Source organism: Corallococcus interemptor (genome assembly GCF_003668875.1).
GTDB classification, from domain to species: Bacteria; Myxococcota; Myxococcia; order Myxococcales; family Myxococcaceae; genus Corallococcus; species Corallococcus interemptor.
The window spans coordinates 34,859-49,261 of record NZ_RAWM01000061.1 but is presented as its reverse complement, the minus strand read 5'-3'; the positions used below and the strand labels follow the sequence as shown (position 1 = coordinate 49,261).

11 protein-coding genes and 1 pseudogene are annotated in these 14,403 nt (G+C 70.2%); 3 read left to right on the top strand and 9 right to left on the bottom strand.

What is annotated here, in order from left to right:
- The 4 genes and pseudogenes from D7X96_RS41025 to ligA form a co-directional block, all read right to left on the bottom strand.
- Positions 1 to 826 (bottom strand): annotated as a pseudogene (locus D7X96_RS41025) (Rne/Rng family ribonuclease); the annotation flags it as partial.
- A 574-nt stretch (positions 827 to 1,400) separates the two neighbouring features.
- The gene (locus D7X96_RS21750) at positions 1,401 to 1,844 is read right to left on the bottom strand and encodes a DUF3052 family protein (protein WP_014398919.1); all 444 of its coding nucleotides are present in this window, start codon (positions 1,842 to 1,844) and stop codon (positions 1,401 to 1,403) included.
- Positions 1,841 to 2,131, bottom strand: coding sequence for an acylphosphatase (locus tag D7X96_RS21745; protein ID WP_120548812.1), 291 nt, complete (start codon positions 2,129 to 2,131; stop codon positions 1,841 to 1,843). Before D7X96_RS21745 ends, D7X96_RS21750 begins: the two co-directional genes overlap by 4 nt.
- 10 nt (positions 2,132 to 2,141) lie before the next feature.
- Positions 2,142 to 4,166: an NAD-dependent DNA ligase LigA gene (gene ligA / locus D7X96_RS21740; protein ID WP_121770609.1), complete on the bottom strand. Its 2,025-nt coding sequence runs from the start codon at positions 4,164 to 4,166 to the stop codon at positions 2,142 to 2,144.
- Between the two features lie 495 nt (positions 4,167 to 4,661).
- On the opposite strand from ligA, the gene rho reads away from it, so the two are divergent.
- Both rho and D7X96_RS21730 read left to right on the top strand, forming a co-directional pair.
- Positions 4,662 to 6,275, top strand: a complete 1,614-nt coding sequence (gene rho / locus D7X96_RS21735) for a transcription termination factor Rho (protein WP_120548810.1) — start codon at positions 4,662 to 4,664, stop codon at positions 6,273 to 6,275.
- Positions 6,276 to 6,301: 26 nt separating this feature from the next.
- Positions 6,302 to 6,622 carry a hypothetical protein gene (locus tag D7X96_RS21730; RefSeq protein WP_120548809.1) on the top strand — a complete coding sequence of 107 codons (321 nt, stop codon included), beginning with the start codon at positions 6,302 to 6,304 and terminating at the stop codon, positions 6,620 to 6,622.
- Positions 6,623 to 6,643: 21 nt separating this feature from the next.
- Here the strand turns inward: D7X96_RS21730 and D7X96_RS21725 are convergent, their stop codons facing one another.
- The 5 genes from D7X96_RS21725 to D7X96_RS21705 all read right to left on the bottom strand — a co-directional run bounded on the left by D7X96_RS21725 (position 6,644) and on the right by D7X96_RS21705 (position 12,800).
- Positions 6,644 to 9,205: an ATP-binding protein gene (locus D7X96_RS21725; RefSeq protein WP_121770608.1), complete on the bottom strand. Its 2,562-nt coding sequence runs from the start codon at positions 9,203 to 9,205 to the stop codon at positions 6,644 to 6,646.
- A 119-nt stretch (positions 9,206 to 9,324) separates the two neighbouring features.
- Entirely contained in the window at positions 9,325 to 10,542 is a 1,218-nt protein-coding gene (locus D7X96_RS21720; RefSeq protein ID WP_121770607.1) for an AI-2E family transporter, read from the bottom strand.
- 122 nt (positions 10,543 to 10,664) lie between these two features.
- Positions 10,665 to 11,126, bottom strand: a complete 462-nt coding sequence (locus D7X96_RS21715; protein ID WP_121725681.1) for a hypothetical protein — start codon at positions 11,124 to 11,126, stop codon at positions 10,665 to 10,667.
- Positions 11,127 to 11,129: 3 nt separating this feature from the next.
- The gene (locus D7X96_RS21710) at positions 11,130 to 11,963 is read right to left on the bottom strand and encodes an esterase/lipase family protein (protein ID WP_121770606.1); all 834 of its coding nucleotides are present in this window, start codon (positions 11,961 to 11,963) and stop codon (positions 11,130 to 11,132) included.
- Between the two features lie 78 nt (positions 11,964 to 12,041).
- Positions 12,042 to 12,800 (bottom strand): glutamine amidotransferase, encoded by a 759-nt coding sequence (locus D7X96_RS21705; protein ID WP_208647353.1) that lies wholly within the window; start codon positions 12,798 to 12,800, stop codon positions 12,042 to 12,044.
- An 88-nt stretch (positions 12,801 to 12,888) separates the two neighbouring features.
- Between D7X96_RS21705 and D7X96_RS21700 the strand changes: the two genes are divergently transcribed.
- Complete coding sequence (locus tag D7X96_RS21700; RefSeq protein WP_120548804.1) at positions 12,889 to 14,376, top strand: aldehyde dehydrogenase family protein; 1,488 nt, start codon at positions 12,889 to 12,891, stop codon at positions 14,374 to 14,376.
- The last annotated feature ends 27 nt before the right edge of the window (positions 14,377 to 14,403 follow it).

Below are 14,403 nucleotides of genomic sequence, written 5' to 3'. Positions count from 1 at the left end.
AGAGGTGTATAAGAGACAGGGGGATGAGCTCGCCCAGGGCGGCCGCGTGCGGCGGCGGCTCGGCGGCGCTGCCCTCCGTCGCGGGCGCCACGGCGGACTCCGCCAGGGCGGTGGCGGTGGCGCTCTCCGCGGGCGTCTCCGCCACCAGCGCGGCGGCCTCCACCGGCTGCGCGCCGTTCTCCGTCAGCGGCACCGCCACGGCGGCGGTGGACACCTCGACAGGGGCCTCCTGCGTGGCGCCCTCCGCCGGGGTCTGCGCGATGAGCGCGGGCTCGGCCGGCTCGGAAGCAGCAGGAGCCGCCTCCACCGGGGCCGGGGCGGCCTCCACGGCCGGCTTCACCGCTTCAACAGAGGCTTCAACAGAAGCCTCTGGCGCGGCGGCCTGGCCCTGGACGTCCAGGGCCAGCGCGCCGTCGTGGGCCAGCACCGGCTCCGGCGTGGCCGCGGGGGCCTCCGTGCCGGCGGGCAGGGCGTGCGTGGCGTCCGGGACGACGGCGGCCGCGAGCTCCACGGCGTCGGCCTCGGACTCCGTGGGGACCTCCGGGGCGTCCTCGTGCTCGCCCTCGGTCAGCTCGAACTGCGCCCGGGCGAAGTCCGGGTCGTAGACGACGTCGCTGACATACAGGAAGGCGGCCTTCTCCAACCCGATGTCGACAAAAGCCGCCTGCATGCCCGGGAGCACCCGGACGACGCGGCCCTTGTAGATGTTTCCGACGACGCCCTTGTCCTTCTTACGCTCGAGGTAGAACTCCGCGATATGGCCGCCCTCGACGAGGGCCACCCGGGTCTCCCGACCCGCGGCATTGATGACGAGCACACTGCTCATGGATGAATCCTGGAAGCGCGCGCGGTAGGGGGGACCTCACCGGACGGGAGGCGGCGAGACGCCACACCTCCGAGCACGCTGCGAGGGGAGAGGCGGCCAGCGGCCCTCCGGCGTGTGGACGCCTTCCGGAGGACCCGGAGGGAGAACGCATCACCTGGGTGGGGGCCGAGGACATCGCCGCCTGCTCCTCCGAGTTCATGTCGCCCCGCATTGCGACCGGCACCGTGCCGGGCGGGGCTGCTTCTCTTCACGCGCTCGAGGCTTCCACCACGCCCGTGCTGTCCGCCCCCTCTTCCACACCCGGTCGGTGCCCGTCATGTGGGCCACCTTGGGGGGGCGTCTGGGGGCCCCGGAGCAGCAGGGGCATCCGAAGGAAACCGGAAGCGCAACCCGTCGAAATTCCTGCCTGGGCGTGATGTCCCGCCAACGCGGGGCGTCACACAACTGCCCAGAAACACGGAGAGTTTTCCACGCCCCTCCAGGTGTGTAAAGGCCCGATGCGCCCGTTCATCCACTGTCGGGCAGATGGAGGGCGGCCCGCCCGGCGGGTCGCCGGACGCTCGGAAACGGACGTTCAGGCCTGGGCGGGGGCCTGCTTGCGGCCTTCCGGCTTGTCCAGCTTTCCGCGCGGACGGCGCACCAGCCTGAGGCCCGTCCAGGTCTCGTCGATGATGCAGATCTTGTTGTCCACGAGGCCGATGTCGAGCGCCGCCTGGCGCACGAAGTCCTCCGACAGGCGCGTCTTCACGCCCTCGCCGGCGGGCCAGCAGACCCAGATGCCGCCATTCAGGGTGGTGGCGCGCGACAGCGCGGGCAGCCGCTGCACCAGCTCCGTGGCGTCGGAGGTGAAGAAGAGGATGACGTCCAGCCCCGTCTGGGCCGTGACGAGGAACTCCACCCCGTCCGGCAGCGGGTTGAGCTTCTGCACGAAGCCCCGCGGGGGGTTGATGACGGAAACCTTGGTGCCGGACCGGATGCCCAGCATGGCCGGCAGGGAAGCCAGCGCGTAGGGCGTCATGATGTGCGCTCCACGGTGAAGGTGCGGAATTCGCCAGTGGCCTGACCGTCCGTGCGCGCCACGTCCGTGACGCGCGCCAGGCGGGGACCCGTGTGACACCAGCGGATGAAGTCTTCCAGCGCGCCCGGTTCGCCTTCCACCGTGGCCTCCACGGAGCCGTCGCCCCGGTTGCGCACCCAGCCGGACAGGCCAAGGCGCAGCGCCTCCTGGCGGGCGCTCTCCCGGTAGGAGACGCCCTGGACCGTGCCCTGGATGCGCAGGGTCACCCGGTGGCGCTGCGTGTTCATGCCTCTGGCCTCATGCTCTGACGTCCCCTTCTAGCAGCTTCAGGAACGCCTGCTCATCCAGGATTCTTACGCCCAATTCCTGCGCCTTCTTCAGCTTGGTGCCCGCGTCCTCGCCGGCCACGACGAAATCGGTCTTGCGCGAGACACTTCCGGAGACCTTGCCCCCGCGCCGTTCGATTTCCTCCTTGGCCTGCTCGCGCGCAAGCCGCTCCATGGTGCCGGTCAGCACCACCGTCTTGCCCACGAAGGGGCCGCCCGTGGCGACCGCCGGGGGGGCCGGGCGCACACCCGCGTCCAGCAGGGCCTGGATGGCGGCCTGGTTCTGGGGCTCCTGGAAGAAGGTGTGGATGACCTGCGCCATCACCGGGCCCACGTCCTTCACCCGGCTGATGTCCTCCAGGCTGGCCGTGAAGAGCGACTTCACGTCCGGGAAGGCCTCCGCCAGGGCGCGCGCCGTGGAGTCCCCCACGTGGCGGATGCCCAGCGAATACAGGAAGCGGCGCTGGGTGGTGGCCTTGCTGCCCTCGATGGAGGCCAGCAGGTTGTCCGCGCTCTTCTCCCCCATGCGCTCCAGCTTCAGCAGCGAGTCCCGGGTGAGCGCGAACAGGTCCGCGAACGCCCTCACCTGACCGGCCGTCACCAGCTGCGTGGCCAGCTTGTCCCCCAGGCCTTCGATATCCAGGGCGAGGCGGCTGGCGAAGTGGCGCACCTTCTCCACCAGCTGCGCGGGGCAGGACGCGCCCGTGCAGCGGATGATGGCGCCGTCCTCGTCCTTGGCCGCCACCGCGCCGCACACCGGGCAGTGGGTGGGGAAGGTGAAGGGCTGGGAGTCCTCCGGGCGCTTGGACAGCACCACGGAGACGATCTCCGGAATCACGTCGCCCGCGCGGCGCACGAAGACGGTGTCGCCCTTGCGCACGTTCTTTCGGCGCAGCTCGTCCTCGTTGTGCAGCGTGGCGCGCGACACCGTCACGCCGCCCACCTTCACCGGCTTCAGGTGCGCCACCGGCGTGAGCGCGCCCGTGCGGCCCACCTGGATGCCGATGTCCTCCACCGTGGTGGACTCCTCCTCCGGCGGGAACTTGTAGGCCACGGCCCAGCGCGGGCTCTTGGACACCTGGCCCAGGCGGCGGCGCAGGTCCTCGTCGTCCACCTTCACCACCATGCCGTCCACTTCGAAGGGCAGGGCGTGGCGGCCCTTGAGGGACTCGTCGTAGCGCTGGCGCACCCCTTCCGCCCCTTCCGCGGGCTGGTAGCGGTTGATGGGCAGGCCCAGCGTCTTGAGGTACTCCAGCTTCTGCGTGTGCGTCTTGAAGGCGGGCACGCCCTCGCCGGGCACGCATTCGTAGAGGTAGACGGACAGGGGCCGGGCGGCGGTCTCCCTGGGGTCCAGCTGGCGCAGGCTGCCCGCGGCGGCGTTGCGCGGGTTGGCGAAGAGGGATTCGCCGGCCTCCTCGCGCTTCTCGTTGAGCTTGCGGAAGTCCTCCTTGCGGATGAAGACCTCGCCGCGCACCTCCAGCCGCCTGGGCACCTTCACGCCGTCGTTCGGGAAGAGCTCCAGCGGCAGGCTCTTGATGGTGCGCAGGTTGCCCGTGACGTCCTCGCCCGTGGTGCCGTCGCCGCGGGTGGCGCCCTGCACGAAGCGGCCGTCCTCGAAGCGCAGGGAGATGGCCAGGCCGTCCAGCTTGGGCTCGCACACGTAGCCGACCTGCGTGAGGCCCGTCAGCTTGCGGATGCGCTCGTCGAACTCCACGAGCCCGGCGTCATCGAAGATGTTCGCCAGGGACAGCATCTGCGTGGTGTGCACCACCTGCCCGAAGTCCTCCACCGCCGCGCCGCCCACGCGCTGGGTGGGCGAGTCCGGCGTCACCAGCTGGGGGTACTTCTCCTCCAGCCCCTGGAGCTCCCGCATCAGCGTGTCGTATTGCGCGTCGCTGATCTCCGGCGCGTCCAGCACGTAGTAGCGGTGGTTGTGGTGGGCCAGCTCCTGACGGAGCGCTCGGGCACGGGCTTCGGCTTTCGGGAAGGTGTCCACGGGGTGTGTCCTTACCCCAATTCAGGGGCGCGGCCAGTTGCGCACGCCCCGCGTTGGAGGAGCACCACCATACCGGCACCACCTGACAGGGCCGCCTGCCACCTCGGGAAGGGGAACCCGGGGACGCGTGTTCACGCCAAGGAGGCGCATCCGCCACCCCATTAGGCCCGAATTTCAGCTACATAGCGGATTCCCTGTTGGCAATACCCCCGCCCTCCAGTGCAACCCCCTGAAAAACGGGACAGAGCCAGGCACGGATGCCTTGACAGCTCTGGGGGCGGTCAATAGTTTCCAGCGCGATTCCTGGCGCAGGGGTTCCCCCGGCGCCGACTCTTCCCAACCACAGGCCCACGCGCCCTCCGGTCCGTTCCCAGGACTTGGGTGGTGCTGCCCCCTGGAAGGTGCTTCCGAGCGCCGCGCGGACGGACCGCCGTCCCGCGTACAGCCTGCCCGAGCCTTCGGGCGATTCCCCCCACTTCCCGTCAGCAGAGCGTCATGGCCAAAGCCCGTTCCCCCCGAGAGAAGGTAGTCGAGCCCCAGTTCACCGACGAGAAGCCCCGCCGCAAGCGCGCGGCGGCGAAGGAGGTGGAGAAGCCCGCGCCCAAGTCTCGCCGTGCGCCCGCCCGCCGGGAGGAGGCTCCCGTCGAGGAGGCCGAGGCCCCCGAGGCCGCCGCGGAAGCGCCCCGTCCGGTGCTCACGCCCATCTCCCGTCCGGTGCGCGACGACGAGCTCCAGGAGCTGCGCGGCACGGAGGAGGAGGCGCCCGCCGAGGAGGCCGCTCCGGCCGCCCCGCAGGAGTCCACGGAAGGCCCCGCCATCACGGAGGTCGAGCGTGACGGCGCCCCGATGCAGGTCATCAAGCTCAATGACCTGAAGCGGATGAAGATTGTCGACCTGGCGAAGATGGCCCACGACACGGGCATCGAGGGCTACCAGGGGCTGAAGAAGCAGGACCTCATCTTCGCGCTCTTGGGCGGCATCGCCGACAAGCGCTTCGAGGTCCACGCGGAGGGCGTACTGGAGCTCCTGAGCGACGGCTTCGGCTTCCTGCGCAGCGCGGACAGCGACTACCAGCCGTCGCCGGACGACATCTACGTGTCGCCGTCGCAGGTGCGCCGCTTCAACCTGCGGCCCGGCGATACCGTGACGGGCCCCATCCGCCAGCCCCGCGAGGGCGAGCGCTTCTTCGCGCTGCAGAAGGTGGACAAGGTCAACTTCGCGGACCCCATGTCGGACGCGGCGCGCGAGCGCATCCTGTTCGACAACCTCACGCCGCTCTATCCGACGCGCAAGCTCAAGCTGGAGCACGAGTCGTCGGAGATGACCACGCGCATCATCGACATGTTCTGCCCCATCGGCCTGGGCCAGCGCTGCCTCATCGTGGCGCCTCCGAAGGCCGGCAAGACGGTGCTGCTGCAGAACATCGCGCACGCCATCAGCCGCAACCACCCGGACGTCTACCTCATCGTGCTGCTCGTGGACGAGCGCCCGGAGGAAGTGACGGACATGGAGCGCAGCGTGCGCGGCGAGGTGGTGTCCTCCACCTTCGACGAGCCCGCCACGCGCCACGTGCAGGTGGCGGAGATGGTCATCGACAAGGCCAAGCGCCTGGTCGAGCAGAAGTACGACGTCTGCATCCTGCTGGACTCCATCACCCGTCTGGCGCGCGCCTACAACACGGTGGTGCCCGCGTCCGGAAAGATTCTCTCCGGCGGCGTGGACGCCAACGCGCTCCACAAGCCCAAGCGCTTCTTCGGCGCGGCCCGCAACATCGAAGAGGGCGGCAGCCTCACCATCATCGGCACGGCGCTCATCGACACCGGCAGCCGCATGGACGAAGTGATTTTCGAGGAGTTCAAGGGCACGGGTAACTCCGAAATCGTCCTGGACCGGAAGTTGATGGAGAAGCGCATCTTCCCAACGCTCGACATCAACAAATCCGGCACCCGCAAGGAGGAACTGCTCTTGTCTCAGGCGGACCTGGTGCGCATTACGGCGTTGCGCCAGGTGCTCCACCCGTTCACCCCCATCGACGCGATGGAGTTCGTGCTCAAGCACATGCGTCCGACGGCGGCGAACGCGGAGTTCCTGGGCTCGATGAACCGGTAGTCAGCTTCCGGCCCAAGGAGCCCCACATGCGTCGTACCCGCCTCCCGCGTCTTGTCGCCCGCGCTGTCGCGGGCCTCACCCTGGGGTTCCTGGCCGGGTGCGACCTCGGGGTGGAGGACCTGCCCATCGGAGACACCCCACCGGTGCTCTCCGACCAGGTCTGCTACGACGACTCGGACTGCGTCGCGAACGCGTGCTGTGGTGAGGGCACCGCCATCACCCACCGCGACGTGGGGCCCAGCTGCGCTGGCGTGCGGTGCGACGGGAGCTGTCCTCCCAACAGCGTGGACTGCGGCCGGTGCATCCCCACGTGCCGCAACGCGCGCTGCGCCGCCGCCTGCCAGTAGCAGGCGGCTGCTTCCTCCTCTTCAGCTGGCGAGCCCGCCGGCCATGTCCACCGGCGGCTCCCTCAGGGGCAGCGTCACGCGGAAGGTGGTGCCGCCGCCCGGCGTGTCCTCCACGTCGATGCGGCCCTGGTGCGCTTCCACCACCTGACGCGACACCCAGAGCCCCAGGCCCAGGCCGCCGTAGTTGTGCGTGGACACGGCGCGCTCGAAGCGCTCGAAGATGCGCTCGCGGTCCTCCGGCTTGATGCCGATGCCGTGGTCCACCACGGACAGGCGCACGTATTCGCCATCCGGCCGCAGGGTCACGTCCACCGGCCGGCCCCGGCCGAACTTCAGCGCGTTGGCGACCAGGTTGTGCACCACCTGCGAGATGCGTGACGGGTCGAAGGTGCCCATCACCGGGCCCTTCACGTCCACGGTGAGCGGCGTGCCGTCACGGCGTGCCTCTTCCTCCGCGAAGCGCGTCACCTCCACCAGCAGGTCGCCCAGGTCCACGTCCGTGCGCGTGAGCTTCATCCGGCCGCTGGTGATCTGCGACACGTCCATCAGCACGTCCACCAGCGACGCCAGCCGCCGGATGAACGCCCGGGCCTGCTTCAGACGCTCCAGCGCCTTGGCCGGCGCGTCCCGGCCCAGGCCCCGCTCCACCAGTTCCAGGTGCAGCTGGAAGGCGGCCAGCGGCGTGCGCAGTTCGTGCGCCGCCACGGAGAGGAAGTCGTCGCGGGCGCGCAGCGCCTCGGCCAGGCCTTCCGCGCGGGCGCGCTCGTCGGCCATCTCCCCGCGCATGCGCGCGAGCTTCAGGTTGGACGCGATGCGCGCGAGCAGCTCCCCCGCGGAGAAGGGCTTCACCAGGTAGTCATCCGCGCCGGACGTCAGGCCCTGCACCGTGGCCTCTTCACCGGCCTTCGCGGACAGCAGCAGGATGGGCAGCTCGCGCGTGGTGGGCGCGGCGCGCAGGGCCTTCAGGAGGCCCATGCCGTCCAGCTTCGGCATCATCACGTCGGACAGCACCAGGTCCGGCGGCCGGGCCAGCGCGGCCTCCAGCCCCTTCTGGCCGTCCGTCGCCACCTCCACGTCGTACTCGGGGGAGAGCACGCGCTGGATGTAGTCGCGCATGTCCCGGTTGTCGTCCACCAGCAGGATGCGCGCGCGGGGCGCCGGCGCGTGGCCGTCCGCGGCCACGGGGTACGGGTGGTGCGAGGACTGCGTGCGGTCCTTGGGCTTGGAGGTGCTCCACAGCAGCGCCTCCTCGACGTAGGCGGACGTGGCCTCGCGCGCCGCGGAGCGCGGCCGGGCGTTGGTGCGGATGCGCTCCGGCGGCAGGTGCGCGTGGCCCAGCGGCAGCTCCACGGTGAAGACGCTGCCCTCGCCTTCGGTGCTGCGCGCGGACACGGAGCCGCCGTGCAGCCGCGCGAACTCCTGCACCAGCGCGAGCCCGATGCCACTGCCCTCCATCGTGCGCGAGGGCGAGCCCGGCACGCGGTGGAAGCGCTCGAAGAGGCGGGGCAGCTCGTGCGCGGGGATGCCGGAGCCGGTGTCCTCCACCTCCAGCGACACCCGCTGCCCGTTCTCCCTCAGCCGCAGCGTGACGCCGCCCTGGAGCGTGAACTTGAAGGCGTTGGAGACCAGGTTGAGGACGATCTGCTCCCACAGGTCCGGCGCCACGTAGACGGGCTGGGACAAAGGAGGGCAGTCCACCGTGAGCTTGAGCCCCGCGCGCTCCATGGCGGAGCGGAAGCTGGCCGCCGCGTCCGTCGTCAGCGCGGCCAGGTCCGCGGGCACGAAGCGCTCCTCCTGGGGGCCGGCCTCCAGCTTGGACAGGTCCAAGAGCGCGTTCACCAGCTTGAGCAGGCGCCCGGCGTTGCGGTGCACCCGCTCCATCTCCTTGCGGACCTCGTCCGACAGCGGGCCCGCGCGTCCGGCGAGCAGGTCCTCCGTGGGCCCCAGCATCAGCGTCAGCGGCGTGCGGAACTCGTGGCTGACGTTGGCGAAGAACTCGGACTTGAGCCGGTCCAGCTCGCCCAGTTGCTCGTTCGCCACGCGCAGCTGCTGGTTGGCCTCTTGAATCTGCTGGGCGCGCCGGAAGATTTCGCCCTCCATCTCGTCCGCGCGGGCGCGCAGCTCCGCGTGCTGCCGGCTCTGCTCCTCGTCCAGGTGCTTCAGGCGGATGAAGTCGGTGACGTCCTCCACGCGGTGGATGATGTGGCGGACCGCGCCGTCCTCGCCGAACACCGGGGTGTTCAGCGGGCTCCAGTAGCGCGGCTCGAACCCGCCGCCGGCCTCCTCGGGGCGCGGGATGTCGTACTTCTGGACCGCCATCGCGTCCGGGGCGCCCGTCCTCACCGCGCGCTCCAGCGACGCGCGCAGGTTGGCCACCCCGGTGGCCTGCAGGTCCTGGGGGTTGTCCGGGAAGACGTCGAAGAGGTTGCGGCCCAGGATGTCCTCGCGCCGCGTCCGCGTGGCGCGCAGGTACGCGTCCGTCACCGCGACGATGACGAACTCCGGCGTCAACACCAGGTACGGGTTGGGCGCGGCTTCGAACAGGCTCCGGTAGTCCGGGGTGGGTGAGGGGCTCGGGGGCATCACATCCTCGGAGGCAGAGGCGTGCGTGGAATTAGCCACTCCTTCCGGGGATGGCCAGGGGGGAAGGTGGGCACCCACCCCCTGTTTTCAACCGGTGGACGCTTGGAAACGCCGGCCGTTCAGGCGGCGGGGGCGGCGTCCGTGGAGGCGACCGCCTGCTGGGGGGACGCGGCCACCAGCGGGGGCGGCTGCGCCTTGAGGCGGGCGTAGTCGAAGCAGGCCACCGCGATGGAGGCCACCGGCACCGCGAACAGCGCGCCCCAGAGGCCAAAGAGCTTCTCGCCCGCGATGAGGGAGAAGGCCACCACCACGGGGTGGATGCGCGCGGCCTCGCCCATGATTTTCGGGTTGAGGAAGTACGCCTCCAGCGCGTGGATGCCGATGATCCACAGGAGGAGCGCCAGGCCCTTCTGGAAGCCATCCGCCAGCGCGATGAGGACGATGGGCACCGAGCTGATGATGGTGCCGAAGATGGGGATGAGGCTGAAGAGCGTGGCGATGGTGGCCAGCAGGAAGGCGAACTTCACGCCGAACAGCAGCAGGCCCACCAGCGTGAGGCCGCCGTTCACCAGGCAGATGGTCACCTGGCCGCGCACCACGCCGGACAGCGACTTGTCGATGCGCGCCACCAGCGTCTTCGCGTCCGGCAGCAGCTCCGCGGGGATGAGCGTGCCGAAGTAGCGGCGGATGGCCTGCGCGTCGATGGAGAAGAACGCGGCGACCATCAGGATGAAGAACAGCATGAAGACGCCGGTCAGCACCTCCGTGACGATGCGGCGCGACACGTTGACGATGTCCGCCAGGTTCTCCTTCACGAGCAGCGTCGCGCGCGCCACCGCGTCCGTGAGCATCTGCTCCAGGTCCAGCGCCAGGCTGAAGCCGCCGGTGGCGCCCGCCGCGCCCTCCATGGCCCGGTCCGACAGGGCCACGGGGATGCCGTACGTGTTGAGCCATCCTTCCGCCCGCTGCGCGAGCGTCTGCACGTGCTCCGGCGTGAGCGCGCTGGCGAAGCTGGCCATCTCCCGGCTGATGCGCGCCACCTCGCGGTAGAGCTGCGGCACCAGCGCGACGAAGAAGAGGTACACGGCCAGGAAGAACCCCGCGTAGATGAGCAGGATGGCCACCCAGCGCGGCACGTGACGGCCGGCCACGCTCAAGCGGGTGATGCGCGCCACCAGCGGCTGGACGAGGTACGCGATGAGCGCCGCGCCCGCGAAGGGCATCACCACCGAGCGCAGGGCGAAGAGCGTCACCGCGATGGCCACCCACAATCCCACGAGGAGGAGCAGGCGCTTGCGGCGTTCGTCGGGGGCGGTGGCGTCCACGGGCGGCAACATGCACCCGGGCTTAAGGCAGCGGCCTCCCTCTGACAAGCTCCAGGCGGAAAGCTTCTGGCGCACCCCATGCTCCTATGCGCCCCAAGGGTCCAGAACCCCTCCGGGAGGGCAGGCGGCCAGCCTCAGGCCTGGGGCAGGCGGGCCGTGGCGTTCAGCCGGGACTCCACCCGGTCCAGGCAGTCGCGCATCAGGGGGCGCTTGATGCGGCCCTGGGTGGCCTCGCCCAGGCCCAGCATCTGCTCCGTCAGCCAGCGGGTGAGGAAGAGCAGGGGGACGCGGTCGTCCGGGGACAGGCCCCGCTCCAGGTAGCGCTTGTTGCGCACGTAGTCGTCGAAGGCGTCGAACTCGCGCGCGAGGTCCCACTTCGCCAGGCGCAGGGCCTCCGTGTAGACGGCCGGGGCGGGGCGCCGGGTGGCCTCCTGGAACAGCGGGGCGAACTCGCCCAGGGTGGCCGGGTCCAGGTCCTGAACCGGTGGGGGCCAGGACTCCAGGTCCTTGGCGAGCAGCCGCGCCACCTCGTCCAGCAGGTGGTCCACGAGGGCGACGGGCTTGAGGTCGAAGAGGTGGTCCCAGCGCGAGGGCATGTGTCAGGGGCTGGCGGCGGCCGGCAGGGCCACCGGAAGGGGGGGAGGGGGCGGAAGCGCGACGACGGACGCGGGTGCCGGGACGTCAGCATAGCCCAGGGCCAGCTCGCGCTGGATGACCTCCCACACGGCCCGGCGCGTGAGCAGCTCGCCGTGCGGCACCACGCCGGACAGCTCCACGTTGAAGACGTTGGGCTGGCCCTCCACGTCCAGCACGGAGGAGGGGTAGCGCGCGATGACGTCCTCGCGCGAGTAGATGGACACCAGCCGCACGTGGCGCGGGAAGGCGCCCACGTTGAGGTCCTTGATGAAGCGCGACGTGGGCGTGAGCTGCCACATGCTGCGGCTGAACCAGCCCAGCGTCGCGCAGCCCAGGTAGGCCATGCGCGTGCCCTTGTGCGGCGTGCCCAGGGTGATGAGGCTCCTGACGCGCGTGTCCCCGCCCAGCCGCTTCACGTAGTACGTGCCGATGAGCCCGCCCTTCGAGTGCCCGATGATGGTGAGCGGCCCCATGCCCGGGTGGCGCTCGTAGAGCCGGTCCACCTTGCCCTGGACCTTGCGCGCCAGCTCGTCGATGCGGTGCGTGTTGAAGCGGTCCATCGTGCCGCCCAGGTGGATGGACCAGACGCAGTAGCCCTCGCGGCGCAGGCGGTGCTCCAGCACCTCCAGGACGCGGCGCGTGCTGAAGAAGCCGTGCAGGAGGAGCACCGGCCTCTGGCAGTGCTTGAAGTCCGTGCGGCGCACCACCCGGTTGCCGCGTGGATCCAGATCCACGTAGCTGGCCAGGTACTTCAGCTGGCACTTCAGCCTGCGGTACTGCATCACGAACGGATTCATCCCGACGCCCCCGTCCCTCCTGCACGGGAGGAAGCTAGGGAGCGCGTCACCGCGCGGCCTGGATCAGCGCCCGTCCGGTCAGGTGAAGTGTTGGAGAAAGTTCATCAGCACCCGGTGCGCGAACGGGGTCGGCGTGATGCCGGACAGGAGCCTCGGGACGTACTCGCCCTCGGGGACGCCCTTCTCGCGCGCGAGCGCGTCCAGCTTGTCCTCGCGGGCGAGGATGACCGCGCGCATGGCGTCCGTGGGCATCTCCGGGTGGAACTGCACGCCGCGCACGTTGGGGCGGAAGGCCAGCGCCTGGCTCGCGGTGTTGGCGTTGCCCGCGAGCACCGTGGCGCCCTCCGGCAGGCGGGAGACGATGTCCTCGTGGGTGGCCTGCACCGCGAAGCGCTCCGGCAGGCCGGTGAACAGCGGATCCGCGCGCCCTTCGGGTGAGAGCGTCACCTCCACGGTGCCCGTCTCGCGGCCGTTGGGGTTGCGCGTCACCTTGCCGCCGTAGGCCTCCGCGAGGAGTTGTTGGCCAAAGCACACGCCGAGCACGGGGATGCCCTGCTCGCCCGCCTCCACCATGAAGGCGCCCGCGCGCTCCATCCACGGCTCGCGCTGCGTCACCGACAGGGGCGAGCCCGTCATCATCACCGCGTCGTAGCCCTTCGCGTCCTTCGGCAGGGGCGCGCCCTTGTGCACCGGGAGGATGTCGAAGCGCTGCCCGGACAGTCCGATGGTTTGCAGAAACCACCGCTCGTAGTCGCCCACGGAGAGCTGGACGGAGGCCGCCGCGTCGCCGGCTTTCAGCAGGAGGACGTTCTTCATGGGGGCAGGTTGCCGCGTCATGGCGCCATTCCTACCGTGTCGTGCCGTCCGTGTCCGGTGCCCGCCACTTCCAGGTCGCTCGCGCGCCGTGCTCACCCGAGGCCTCGCCATGACCGACGCTCGTTCGCTCACTCCCAAGCTCCCTGTGCTCAAGCTGCTCATCGACGGGCAGCAGGTGGACCCCATTGAAGGGGGCACCTTCGCGGTGGTGAATCCCGCCACCGGCCAGAAGATTGCTGACGTGCCCGCCGCCACCGCCGCGGACGTGGACCGCGCGGTGAAGGCCGCGCGCCGCGCCTTCGAGTCCGGGCCGTGGGGGAAGATGACCGGCCGCGAGCGCGGCAAGCTCATCCGCAAGCTGGCGGACCTGCTCTTCGAGCGGCGCGAGGAGTTCGCGCTCGTCGAGTCCATGAACAACGGCAAGGTGTTCAAGGACGCCATCCGGGGTGACGTGGCGCCGGCCGCCGCGACGCTCGCGAACTTCGCGGACATGGCCAGCACCATCACGGGCGAGGTGCTGCCCGTGGACGGCCCCTTCCACACCTACGCGCTCAAGGAGCCGGTGGGCGTGGTGGGCGCCATCATTCCGTGGAACTACCCCACGTGCATGCTGGGCTGGAAGCTGGGCCCCGCGCTGGCCGCCGGCTGCACGGTGGTGGTGAAGCCCTCCGAGTACACGCCGCTCACCGCGCTGAAGCTGGGCGCGCTGGCGCTGGAGGCGGGCTTCCCGCCCGGCGTCATCAACGTCGTCACCGGCCTGGGTGACCCCGCGGGCGAGGCGATTGCCCGGCACCCGGACGTGGACAAGATTTCCTTCACCGGCTCCGGCCGCACCGCGCGCCGGCTGCTCCAGGCGTCCGCCGCGAGCAACCTGAAGAAGCTGACGCTGGAGCTGGGCGGCAAGAGCCCGCAGATCATCTTCCCGGACGCGGACTTCGACCGCGCGGTGGAGGCGTGCTTCTGGGGCATCTTCGGCAACAAGGGTGAGACGTGCAACGCGGGCAGCCGCGTGCTGGTGCATGAAAAGGCCTACGACGCGTTCGTCGCGAAGCTGGTGGAGAAGGCGCGCACGATGAAGGTGGGCGACCCGCTGGACGCGACCACGGAGATGGGCGCGCTGGTGAGCCAGAAGCAGATGGACGTGGTGCTGGGCTACATCGAGAGCGGCAAGCAGCAGGGCGCGAAGCTGCTCGCGGGCGGCGGCCGCGACACGGAGGGCTTCAAGGCGAAGGGCTGCTTCGTGAAGCCCACCATCTTCGGCGACGTGAAGCCGGACATGAAGATTGCCCAGGAGGAGATTTTCGGCCCGGTGCTCAGCTGCCTGCGCTTCCGCGACGACGCGGAGGCCATCGCGATGGCGAACAGCACGCAGTACGGCCTGGCCGCGTCCATCTGGACCGGTGACGTGGCCAAGGCGCACGCGCTGGCCAGGCAGGTGAAGAGCGGCGTGGTGTGGATCAACTGCTTCAACGAGTTCGACGACGCGGCGCCCTTCGGTGGCTACAAGGAATCCGGCTGGGGCAAGGACCTGGGCCACCACGCGCTGGACGGCTACCTCCAGACGAAGGCCGTGTGGACGAAGCTTCCGTCCCCCTGAGCCATCGCGCGTCCCTCCATTCCACTG

Bases quoted from the DNA above. Each gene is read 5' to 3' on its own strand.
- D7X96_RS21730 (WP_120548809.1), top strand. From the start codon at position 6,302: ATGCGTCGTACCCGCCTCCCGCGTCTTGTCGCCCGCGCTGTCGCGGGC.
- D7X96_RS21750 (WP_014398919.1), bottom strand. From the start codon at position 1,844: ATGACGCCCTACGCGCTGGCTTCCCTGCCGGCCATGCTGGGCATCCGG.
- D7X96_RS21705 (WP_208647353.1), bottom strand. From the start codon at position 12,800: ATGACGCGGCAACCTGCCCCCATGAAGAACGTCCTCCTGCTGAAAGCC.
- D7X96_RS21720 (WP_121770607.1), bottom strand. From the start codon at position 10,542: ATGTTGCCGCCCGTGGACGCCACCGCCCCCGACGAACGCCGCAAGCGC.
- D7X96_RS21745 (WP_120548812.1), bottom strand. From the start codon at position 2,131: ATGAACACGCAGCGCCACCGGGTGACCCTGCGCATCCAGGGCACGGTC.
- D7X96_RS21700 (WP_120548804.1), top strand. From the start codon at position 12,889: ATGACCGACGCTCGTTCGCTCACTCCCAAGCTCCCTGTGCTCAAGCTG.
- D7X96_RS21710 (WP_121770606.1), bottom strand. From the start codon at position 11,963: ATGAATCCGTTCGTGATGCAGTACCGCAGGCTGAAGTGCCAGCTGAAG.
- D7X96_RS21725 (WP_121770608.1), bottom strand. From the start codon at position 9,205: ATGCCCCCGAGCCCCTCACCCACCCCGGACTACCGGAGCCTGTTCGAA.
- D7X96_RS21715 (WP_121725681.1), bottom strand. From the start codon at position 11,126: ATGCCCTCGCGCTGGGACCACCTCTTCGACCTCAAGCCCGTCGCCCTC.
- rho (WP_120548810.1), top strand. From the start codon at position 4,662: ATGGCCAAAGCCCGTTCCCCCCGAGAGAAGGTAGTCGAGCCCCAGTTC.